This window comes from Streptomyces sp. NPDC006332, assembly GCF_040612855.1.
GTDB lineage: Bacteria > Actinomycetota > Actinomycetes > Streptomycetales > Streptomycetaceae > Streptomyces.
This window is the reverse complement of the sequence record NZ_JBEXRA010000048.1, coordinates 64,389-74,291: the sequence shown is the minus strand read 5'-3', so window position 1 is coordinate 74,291 and position 9,903 is coordinate 64,389. Positions and strand designations below refer to the sequence as shown.

The window sequence follows — 9,903 nt, the reverse complement described above, 5'->3', positions numbered from 1 at the left end:
ATCGTGTCAGTTGTAGTCGCCCCTCCGGTCAGCGCGCCTGCGGACAGCGTGCAGACCACCCCCGGCCCCCCGGGCCCGCCGCGCGCCCCCCCCCACCACCGGGGGCATGGTTTGTGGGGGACGTGATGGACTTCGGCACGCGGGGCCCCGAGGCCCCGGCCGACCTCGCCTGGCTGCGAGGCGTCGACGCCTACACGATGGGCGCCTATCCGCAGGCGGAGGAGGAGTTCCGTACCGCGGTGCGGATCGATCCCGGGATGGCCGACGGCTGGCTCGGACTGCACGCGCTGCGGCTGGACACGACGACCGCGCTGCTGCGGATGTTCCGGCACCGGGACCGCTTCGGCGAACAGCGCGCCCGGCACCGCCGCACCCTCAACTCCTGGTACTGGCTGGGCTGGTGGGTGCAACCGGTGCTGGAGAGCCCGCGTGACCTGCTCCTCGCGCACGCCTCGCACTGGCTGGACGGACGGCACGTCCCGGAACTCGACCGGGCCCTCGCGGGCCTGCCGCCCGTGGACGCCGACCCCCAGGTCCGCTTCCTGCACGCCTGCCGCGCCTACCTGGTCAAGGACTGGGAACAGCTGGTCCGCAACACCGACCCGTTGATCAACGACCCCATACTGGGCATCGAGGCCGGTCTGTTCGGCGGGATGGCCCGGGTCCGGCTCGAGATGTACGGGCAGGCCGAGCCGCTGCTGTCGTCGGCGCTGATGAGGTGCCGCAGCGAGCAGCCGCAGCGCAAGGAGCTGCGCTACTGGCTGGCCCGGTCCCACGAGGGCACCGGCCGCAGCGCCGCGGCGCTGCCCCTGTACCGGGCCGTGCACCGCGTCGATCCCGCGTTCATGGACACCTCGGCCCGGCTCGCCGCGATCGCCGAGGGCGACGGCTACGACGAGTCGACCGACCTGGCGGCGCTCACCCTGACCGGGGCCGGGCAGGACACCGTGGACGGACCCGACGGCTTCGACCCGCTGTTCGGCGTGGAGGGACGCGAGCTGAGAATCACGGAGCCGGATCCGCCGGCCTCCGGCGCGCTGCCGCCGTTGACCGGCCCGGCGGTGCGCGAGAGGCTCGTGTCCTCCCCGTCGCTGCCCGCCGGGCCCACCGATCCGGGGCTGCTCGATGAGGCGCTGTCCGAGCTGGAGCGCATGGTGGGGCTGGAGCCGGTGAAGCGCCAGGTGAAGGCGCTGTCCGCGCAGTTGAACATGGCCCGGTTGCGGGCCGGGCAGGGTCTGCCGGTCCAGCCGCCCAAGCGGCACTTCGTCTTCTCCGGTCCCTCCGGCACCGGCAAGACCACGGTGGCCCGCATCCTCGGCCGGGTCTTCTACGCCCTCGGGCTGCTCGGCGGCGACCATCTGGTGGAGGCGCAGCGGGCGGATCTCGTCGGCGAGTACCTCGGCCAGACCGCGGTCAAGGCCAACGAGCTGATCGACTCCGCGCTCGGCGGCGTCCTCTTCGTCGACGAGGCCTACTCGTTGTCGAACTCCGGCTACGGCAAGGGCGACGCGTACGGCGACGAGGCCTTGCAGGTGCTGCTGAAGCGCGCGGAGGACAACCGGGACCACCTCGTGGTGATACTGGCCGGGTACCCGGAGGGCATGGACCGCCTGCTCGCCGCGAACCCGGGGCTGTCGTCCCGCTTCACCACCCGCGTCGACTTCCCCTCCTACCGCCCCCTCGAACTCACCTCCATCGGTGAGGTGCTGGCCGCGGAGAACGGTGACGTCTGGGACGAGGAGGCACTGGACGAGGTGCGCTCGATCGCCGGACACGTGGTCGACCAGGGGTGGATCGACGAACTGGGCAACGGACGGTTCCTGCGGACCCTGTACGAGAAGAGCTGCGCGTACCGGGATCTGCGGTTGTCGACGTACCCGGGGACGCTGACGCGGGACGACCTGTCGACGCTGCGGCTGCCGGATCTGATGCAGGCGTACGGAGAGGTGCTGTCGGGGCGGGGGCCGCAGGATCCGTCGGCGATCTGACGGACCCCGCGGCCTCGCGTGGGGCGTCAGCCCGCCAACGCCTCCTCCGGCGCCCCGCTGGCCCTCGGCTCCGTGACCCGCACCTCCGGCACCTGGCGGTGCGCGGGGTCGCGTACCTCACCGACCAGCAGCTCCAAGACGTCCTCCAGCGCCACCAGCCCCAGCACCTTGCCGGACGCGTCGGCGACCTGGGCCAGGTGGGTGGCGGCCCGCCGCATCACGGTGAGCGCGTCGTCGAGCGGGAGTTCGGGCCTGAGGGTCGTCATCGGCCGCCACACCTGCTGCGGCACCGCCCGCTCGGAGTCCTCCAGGTCTAGTACGTCCTTCACGTGCAGGTAGCCCATGAAGGCGCCGTTCTCCGCCGCCACCGGGAAGCGGGAGTAGCCGGTGCGGGCGGTGAGCTCGACGATCTGGCCCGGGGTGACCGAGGGGCTCACCGTCACCAGTGACTCGCGGCTCAGCAGGACGTCCGTGACCGGGCGGGAGCCCAGCTCCAGGGCGTCCTCCAGGCGTTCCTGCTCCTCGGGGTCGAGCAGACCGGCCTGGCCGGAGTCCTCCACCAGCCGGTTGAGCTGTTCGCTGGTGAAGACCGCCTCGACCTCGTCCTTGGGCTCGACGTGGAAGAGCCGCAGGATGCCCCGGGCGCAGGCGCCGAGGGCCACGGTGATCGGCCTGCACAGGCGGGCGAAGGCGACCAGGCCGGGGCTGAGCCACAGCGCGGCCTTCTCCGGTGCCGCCATCGCGAGGTTCTTGGGCACCATCTCGCCGATGACGAGGTGGAAGAAGACGACCACGGCGAGCGCGATCACATAGCCGAGCGGGTGGATCATGCCGTGCGGCAGGTGGACCCACTCGAAGACCGGCTCCAGCAGGCCCGCCACGGTCGGCTCGGCGACCGCGCCCAGGGTCAGCGAGCAGACCGTGATGCCGAACTGCGCGGCCGCCATCATCTGCGGCAGCCGCTCCAGGCCGTACAGGACCTGGCGGGCCCGGGCGGTGCCGAGCGGTTCGATCTGGCTGCGGCGCACGGAGACCAGCGCGAACTCGGCGCCGACGAAGAAACCGTTGGCGAGGACGAGCAGCGCGGCGAAGAGGAGTTGCAGGACGCTCATCGGGCGGCCTCCACCACGACGGGGGCGATGCGCACGAGTCGTACCCGTTCCGCGCGGTAGTGCCCGACCTGGCGGACGGTGAGCCGCCAGCCGGGCAGTTCGGCCCGGTCCCCGACGGCGGGGATACGGCCGAGCAGATCGGCGACCAGGCCGGCGACGGTCTCGTAGGGGCCCTCGGGCACGTCCAGGCCGATGCGCCTCAGGATGTCGACGCGGCAGCTGCCGTCGGCCTCCCAGGCGGGCCGGCCGTCCTCCGGCGGGGCGGCGGCGAGTTCCGGCAGGTCGTGCCCGTCGTGCTCGTCACGGACCTCACCGACGATCTCCTCGACGATGTCCTCCAGCGTGACGACGCCGGCCGTGCCGCCGTACTCGTCGACGACGACGGCGATGGGCTGCTCACTGCGCAGCTGCGCGAGCAGGGGCTGCACCGGCAGGGTCTCGGGCACCAGCAGCGCCGGGCGGGCGATGCGCACCACGGGGGTGCGCAGCCGGTCGTGCACGGGGACGGCCAGCGCGTCCTTGAGGTGTGCCATGCCGACGACCTCGTCGATCCGTTCTCGGTAGACGGGGAAGCGGGACAGGCCGGTGGCGCGGGTCAGGTTCACCACGTCCTCGGCGGTCGCCGAGGACTGCAGGGCGCTGACCCGCACCCGGGGGGTCATGACGTGCTGTGCGGTCAGCTCACCGAGCGACAGCGTCCGTACGAAGAGGTCGGCGGTGTCCTGTTCCAGGGCGCCGGCCCGCGCGGAGTGCCGGGCCAGGGAGACGAGTTCGCCGGGGGTGCGGGCGGAGGCCAGTTCCTCGGCGGGCTCGATGCCCAGGGCCCGCACGAGCCGGTTGGCGACCGCGTTCAGGGCCGCGATCACCGGGTGGAAGAGGCGGGCGAAGGCGTGCTGCGGGCCCGCGACGAAGCGCACGACCTGCAGGGGCTTGGACACCGCCCAGTTCTTGGGCACCAGCTCACCGATCACCATCTGCACGGCGGAGGCCAGCAGCATGCCGACGACCACGGCGACACCGGACACGGCGCCCTCGGGGATGCCGGTCGCGGTGATGGGGCCGTGCAGCAGTTGGGCGAGCGCCGGTTCGGCGAGCATGCCGACGACCAGCGAGGTGATGGTGATGCCGAGCTGGGTGCCGGAGAGCTGGAAGGACAGCTCCTTGAGGGACTCGACGACCGTACGAGCCCGTCGGTCGCCCTCGGCGGCGGCCTTCTCGGCGTCGGTCGCCTCGACCGTCACCAGGCCGAACTCGGCCGCCACGAAGAATCCGTTGGCGAGAATCAGCAGGAACGCCGCTCCGAGGAGCAGCAGGGGGATGATCATGATACCGCCGCCTCCGCGTACGCGCGGAGCGGTTCCGCGGTATGTCGGCAGGGGGCGGCGCAGGTACTACAGGACGATCCGTCCATCGCCGGAGAGGGTCACTCCTCGCGTAGCAGGAACCCCCGGGGCGCCGGTCGGCGCGCGGGGGCGGAGGCGCAGCGAATACGCCACCGCCACCAGATTAATCACGACTGGGGGTAATGCGTCAGGGTGGACCGCACCGAGTCAGTCCTGATCTTCGCCGGAGCGGGCTGTGGAGCGCGCCTCGGCGAGCGCTCGCAGGGCTCGGGCGTCCGCGATGGCGCGCTGTTTGGCGATGCCCGGCTGGATACCGAGGGCCGGCAGGCTGGTGCCGTCGCTGAGGTTGAGGAACACCCAGGGATCACCGGGACGGAGGTTCACCTGGATGATCTCGGCCCAGTCCAGACGGCGCCGGCCGGCGATGTTGACGACCGTGACACCCGACTCGTCGGCCACGACTTTCGGCCGGGACAGCAGGAACAGCACGCCGGCCAGGAGGGCCGCCGTGAAGACGAAGCTGAGGCGCTCGCCTGGGCTGAGCTGTTCCAGCAGCATCGCGACCGTCGTGATGACCACGAAGATCGCGACGCCGGCGGTCAGCAGAACGGCACGGGTCCGGCTCGGCCGGAACGTGACGGGGAGCGGGGGCAGGTCCGACATGGTTCCTCGGCGTCTTCGGCTCTCGTACTGCTGTCAGAGACGGCAGGCGTGGATGGCCGTGGTCAGGATGGCCCGGGCCCCGATCTCGTACAGGTCGTCCATGATCCGCTGGGCCTCCTTGGACGGGACCATCGCGCGGACGGCGACCCAGCCCTCGTTGTGCAGCGGGGAGACGGTCGGGGACTCCAGGCCGGGGGTGAGGGCGACGGCCTTCTCGAGCTGCTCGACCCGGCAGTCGTAGTCCATCATCACGTAGGTCCGGGCCACCAGGACGCCCTGGAGGCGGCGCAGGAACTGCTGGACCTTGGTCTCCTCGGCCTCGGCGCCGACCCGGCGGACGACCACGGCCTCGGACTTCATGATCGGGTCGCCGAACACCTCGAGGCCCGCGTTGCGCAACGAGGTGCCGGTCTCGACGACGTCCGCGATGACCTCGGCGACGCCCAGTTCGATCGCGGTCTCCACGGCCCCGTCGAGGTGGACGACGGAGGCGTCGATGCCGTTGTCGGCGAGGTGCTTGGCGACGATCCCCTCGTACGAGGTGGCCACCGTCATGCCGGCCAGGTCCGCGATGCCGCTCGCCGTGCCGGGCTTGGCGGCGAAGCGGAAGGTGGAGCGGGCGAAGCCGAGCGGGAGGATGACCTCCGCGTTGGCGCCCGAGTCGATCAGCAGGTCGCGGCCGGTAATGCCGATGTCGAGTTTGCCGGACGAGACGTAGATCGCGATGTCACGGGGGCGGAGGTAGAAGAACTCGACCTCGTTGGTCGGGTCGACGATCCGCAGTTCCTTGGACTCGCGGCGCTGCTGGTAGCCGGCCTCATGCAGCATCTCCGCCGCAGGTCCTGACAGGGAACCCTTGTTGGGGACGGCGATGCGCAGCATGAGGTCGGCTTCCTTCGTTCGTGCGTACGGTGGTTCGTGCGCACAGTGGTTCGTGCGTACGTGGTGGGGTTCGGTTACGGCTCAGAGGTGGGCGTAGACGTCGTCCAGCGAGATCCCGCGGGCGACCATCATCACCTGGACGTGGTAGAGCAGCTGCGAGATCTCCTCGGCGGCGGCTTCCTTGCCCTCGTACTCAGCGGCCATCCATACCTCGGCGGCCTCTTCGACGACCTTCTTGCCGATGGCATGGACACCCTTGCCGACCAGCTCTGCGGTGCGGGAGGTGGCGGGATCGCCGTTGGCGGCCTTGTGCTGGAGCTCGTCGAAGAGCTCCTCGAACGTCTTATTGGACATGGTGGCGCCCACTTTACGCGTGTGCCGGGCGGCTCATCGCCACGGTTCGGATACTGAGCGGAGGGTGGCCGCCGTGGCCACCGCCGCCGTCACCGCCTCGTGGCCCTTGTCCTCGTTGGAGCCCTCGATTCCGGCCCGGTCCAGGGCCTGTTCCTCGGTGTCACAGGTGAGCACGCCCATGCCGACGGGCACGCCGGTGTCGACGGAGACCTGGGTGAGGCCCTGGGTGACGCCCTGGCACACGTACTCGAAGTGGGGGGTGCCGCCGCGGATGACGACTCCGAGGGCGACGATCGCGTCGTAGCCGCGGCCCGCGAGGACCTTGGCGACGACCGGGAGCTCCCAGCTGCCGGGGACCCTCAGCAGGGTCGGCTCGTCGATGCCCAGATCGCGCAGGGCGCGCAGGGCGCCGTCCACCAGACCGTCCATCACCTTCTCGTGCCACTGCGCCGCGATGACGGCGACCCGCAGGTCCCCGACGTTGCGTACGGACAGTTCCGGTGCACCCTTGCCGCTCACGTCTCGTATCTCCTCGATGGTCTTTCTTACTGGTTGCCGCAGGTGGAGACGGGGGCCGTCTCCAGCCAGGGCAGGTCGTGCCCCATCCGGTCCCGCTTGGTTCGCAGGTAGCGGAGGTTGTGCTCGCCCGCGTGGACCGGCATCGGCTCGCGGCCGGTGACCCTGAGGCCGTGCCGGACCAGCGCGTCGACCTTGTCCGGGTTGTTGGTCATCAGGCGCAGGCTGCGGACGCCGAGGTCCTGGAGGATCTGCGCGCCGGCGCCGTAGTCCCGGGCGTCGGCGGGCAGGCCGAGTTCCAGGTTGGCGTCGAGGGTGTCGTGGCCCTGCTCCTGGAGCTCGTACGCGCGCAGCTTGGACAGCAGGCCGATGCCGCGCCCCTCGTGGCCGCGCAGATAGACCACCACTCCCCTGCCCTCGGCCTGGACGCGGTCCAGGGAGGCGTCCAGTTGGGGGCCGCAGTCGCACCGCGCGGAGCCGAAGATGTCGCCGGTGAGGCATTCGGAGTGGACGCGGACGACGATGTCCTCGCCGTCGCCGATGTCGCCGTGCACCAGGGCGACGTGTTCCACGCCGTCGACGGTGGAGCGGTAGCCGTACGCGGTGAACTCGCCGTGGGTGGTGGGCAGCCGGGTCTGGGCCTCGCGGCGGACGGTGGGCTCGGACGAGCGCCGGTAGGCGATCAGGTCCTCGATGGAGATGATCGTCAGGTTGTGCTTGCGGGCGAAGGGGATCAGTTCGGGCAGCCGCAGCATGCTGCCGTCCTCGCCGGCGATCTCGACGATGGCGCCGGCCGGGCGCAGGCCGGCGAGACGGGCGAGGTCGACGGCGGCCTCGGTGTGGCCGTCGCGGACGAGCACCCCGCCGGGCCGGGCGCGCAGCGGGAAGATGTGGCCGGGACGGACCAGGTCCGACGGCTGCGCCGTACCGCTCGCGAGGAGCTGCAGGGTGGCGGCGCGGTCGGCGGCGGAGATCCCGGTGCTCACGCCGTGCGCGGCGGAGGCGTCCACGGAGACGGTGAACGCGGTCTTCATCGACTCGGTGTTGTCGCCGACCATCTGCGGGAGCTGGAGCCGGTCCAGTTCGTCGCCCTCCATGGGGGCGCAGATCAGGCCGCGGCACTCGCTCATCATGAAGGCGACGATCTCGGGGGTCACCTTCTCGGCGGCGACCACGAGGTCGCCCTCGTTCTCGCGGTCCTCGTCGTCGACGACCACGATCGGCCGGCCGGCCGCGATGTCCGCGATGGCCTGCTCGATCGGGTCGAGCGTGAAGTCCTCGATGGTTTCGGTGCTGTACAGGATCGGTGCCGCCGTCATGCCGGCGCTCCTTCCAGGAAGGGCTTCGAGGCCTTGCGGGAGCGCAGCCACCAGTCGCGCATGCCCCACAGGACGAGCGCGCCGTAGATGACGTAGACGAAACCGGAGAAGGCGTAGCCGTTGGCGAAGTTGAGGGGGACGCCGACGAGGTCGACGAGGAGCCAGGCGAACCAGAACTCGACCATGCCGCGGGCCTGCGCGTACATGGCGACGACGGTGCCGACGAAGATGTAGGCGTCGGGCCAGGGGTCCCAGGACAGGGTCGGGTACGCCTTGAAGAGCAGGGCCACCGCGACCGTGCCGGCGGCGGCAGCAGCGACCATCGCCGCGCGCTCGGGCCAGGTGGCGAAGCGCGGGGTGATGTGGCCGTCGCCGGCTCCGTCCTTGCCCCGGTTCCACTGCCACCAGCCGTACAGGGCGACGACCATCACGACGGCCTGCTTGCCGGCGCTGCCGGTCAGGTGCCCGAAGAACGCGCCGAAGAGGATCAGGCCGGAGAGGAACTGCACCGGCCAGGTCCACAGCGAGCGCCGCCAGCCGAGGGCGAGGCCGATCAGGCCGAAGATGTTGCCGACCATGTCCGACCAGAGGATGTGCTGGTCGAGGAGGACGAACGCCTCGGAGTTCAGCCAGTTCACCGGGTGGCCCCCTGACTGGTCAGCAGCCGCTCGACGTACTTGGCGATGATGTCGACTTCGAGGTTGACCGGGTCGCCTGGCTGCTTGCGGCCGAGCGTGGTCAGGTCGAGGGTGGTGGGGATGAGGCTCACGGTGAAGTGGTCGGGGCCGGCGTCGACGACGGTGAGGCTGATGCCGTCGACGGTGATGGAGCCCTTCTCCACGACGTAGCGCGTGAGGTCCGCGGGGAGCTCGATCTTGACGATCTCCCAGTTCTCGGACGGCTTGCGCTCCAGCACCCGGCCGGTGCCGTCGACGTGCCCCTGCACGATGTGGCCGCCGAGGCGGGCGCCCACGGCGGTGGGGCGCTCCAGGTTGACGCGGGAGCCCACGGCGAGGACGCCCAGGCTGGAACGGTTCAGGGTCTCGGCCATCACATCGGCGGTGAACTCGTCGCCCTCGTGGTCGACGACGGTCAGACAGACACCGTTGACGGCGATGGAGTCGCCGTGCTTCGCGCCTTCCGTGACGACGGGGCCGCGCAGCCGGAAGCGGGAGGCGTCGCCGAGGTTCTCGACGGCGGTGACCTCACCCAGCTCTTCGACGATTCCGGTGAACACTTCCCGGGTCCTCCTGCCTCTTCGGGCACGGACTCCGGGGCTGTCGATGACGACAGAACGTACGAGCGAGAACACCGGGGGCGACGCCGAACAGGGTTCGTCCCATGGACGGACCGATACGGCGGCGCGCACGAATGCCCGCCCGCCGCGCACTGCCTCCCATCCGGACTTTAACCGTCGGTCCAGGAATTTCACCTGGTCAACCGGCCACTGGAAGTGACCGGGTCGCGGACTGTAACCGCCGGTTCGGACTTTCACCGACCCCGGAGTGCGCTGCTTCTGGTACATGGTCAGTGTGCCACGCCCGATCGGCGACCATACGGGTGAACGGTGTGGGGTGGCTCACAGAGAGTGCCGATGGACTTCTCGCGCGGGGGCGCGACAGCCCCAACCCGCGCCGCTGAGCGCCCCGTTGAATCGGTTCCGCACCCTTGACGTATTGGTCTAGGCCTTTCTAGGGTCGGCCTGCGTGGTCCCCCATGGAGACGG

General features: G+C 70.7%; 10 protein-coding genes and 1 riboswitch. Of the genes, 1 reads left to right on the top strand and 9 read right to left on the bottom strand.

Going from position 1 to position 9,903, the window contains the following annotated elements; genetic code table 11:
* Positions 1–125: 125 nt before the first annotated feature.
* Complete coding sequence (locus ABZ027_RS33170; RefSeq protein WP_356774837.1) at positions 126–1,988, top strand: AAA family ATPase; 1,863 nt, start codon at positions 126–128, stop codon at positions 1,986–1,988.
* 26 nt (positions 1,989–2,014) lie between these two features.
* On the opposite strand, the gene ABZ027_RS33165 is transcribed toward ABZ027_RS33170, so the two are convergent.
* From ABZ027_RS33165 to ABZ027_RS33125, 9 genes are all read right to left on the bottom strand, one after another.
* The gene (locus ABZ027_RS33165; protein WP_356774835.1) at positions 2,015–3,100 is read right to left on the bottom strand and encodes a hemolysin family protein; all 1,086 of its coding nucleotides are present in this window, start codon (positions 3,098–3,100) and stop codon (positions 2,015–2,017) included.
* Positions 3,097–4,425: a hemolysin family protein gene (locus tag ABZ027_RS33160; protein ID WP_356774833.1), complete on the bottom strand. Its 1,329-nt coding sequence runs from the start codon at positions 4,423–4,425 to the stop codon at positions 3,097–3,099. Before ABZ027_RS33160 ends, ABZ027_RS33165 begins: the two co-directional genes overlap by 4 nt.
* A gap of 225 nt (positions 4,426–4,650) precedes the next feature.
* Positions 4,651–5,106: a PH domain-containing protein gene (locus tag ABZ027_RS33155; protein ID WP_356774831.1), complete on the bottom strand. Its 456-nt coding sequence runs from the start codon at positions 5,104–5,106 to the stop codon at positions 4,651–4,653.
* A 33-nt stretch (positions 5,107–5,139) separates the two neighbouring features.
* A complete protein-coding gene (hisG, locus tag ABZ027_RS33150) occupies positions 5,140–5,988 on the bottom strand; it encodes an ATP phosphoribosyltransferase (protein ID WP_356774829.1) in 849 nt (282 codons plus the stop codon).
* 81 nt (positions 5,989–6,069) lie between these two features.
* Positions 6,070–6,342 (bottom strand): phosphoribosyl-ATP diphosphatase, encoded by a 273-nt coding sequence (locus ABZ027_RS33145; RefSeq protein WP_143635302.1) that lies wholly within the window; start codon positions 6,340–6,342, stop codon positions 6,070–6,072.
* A 33-nt stretch (positions 6,343–6,375) separates the two neighbouring features.
* The gene (gene ribH, locus ABZ027_RS33140) at positions 6,376–6,861 is read right to left on the bottom strand and encodes a 6,7-dimethyl-8-ribityllumazine synthase (protein ID WP_329444289.1); all 486 of its coding nucleotides are present in this window, start codon (positions 6,859–6,861) and stop codon (positions 6,376–6,378) included.
* 26 nt (positions 6,862–6,887) lie between these two features.
* A complete protein-coding gene (locus ABZ027_RS33135; RefSeq protein WP_356774826.1) occupies positions 6,888–8,177 on the bottom strand; it encodes a bifunctional 3,4-dihydroxy-2-butanone-4-phosphate synthase/GTP cyclohydrolase II in 1,290 nt (429 codons plus the stop codon).
* Entirely contained in the window at positions 8,174–8,815 is a 642-nt protein-coding gene (locus tag ABZ027_RS33130) for a nicotinamide mononucleotide transporter family protein (RefSeq protein WP_356774824.1), read from the bottom strand. Before ABZ027_RS33130 ends, ABZ027_RS33135 begins: the two co-directional genes overlap by 4 nt.
* Entirely contained in the window at positions 8,812–9,414 is a 603-nt protein-coding gene (locus ABZ027_RS33125; RefSeq protein ID WP_356774822.1) for a riboflavin synthase, read from the bottom strand. The genes ABZ027_RS33130 and ABZ027_RS33125 overlap by 4 nt, the downstream gene beginning before the upstream one ends.
* 145 nt (positions 9,415–9,559) lie before the next feature.
* A riboswitch (FMN riboswitch) is annotated at positions 9,560–9,690 on the bottom strand.
* Between the last annotated feature and the right edge of the window lie 213 nt (positions 9,691–9,903).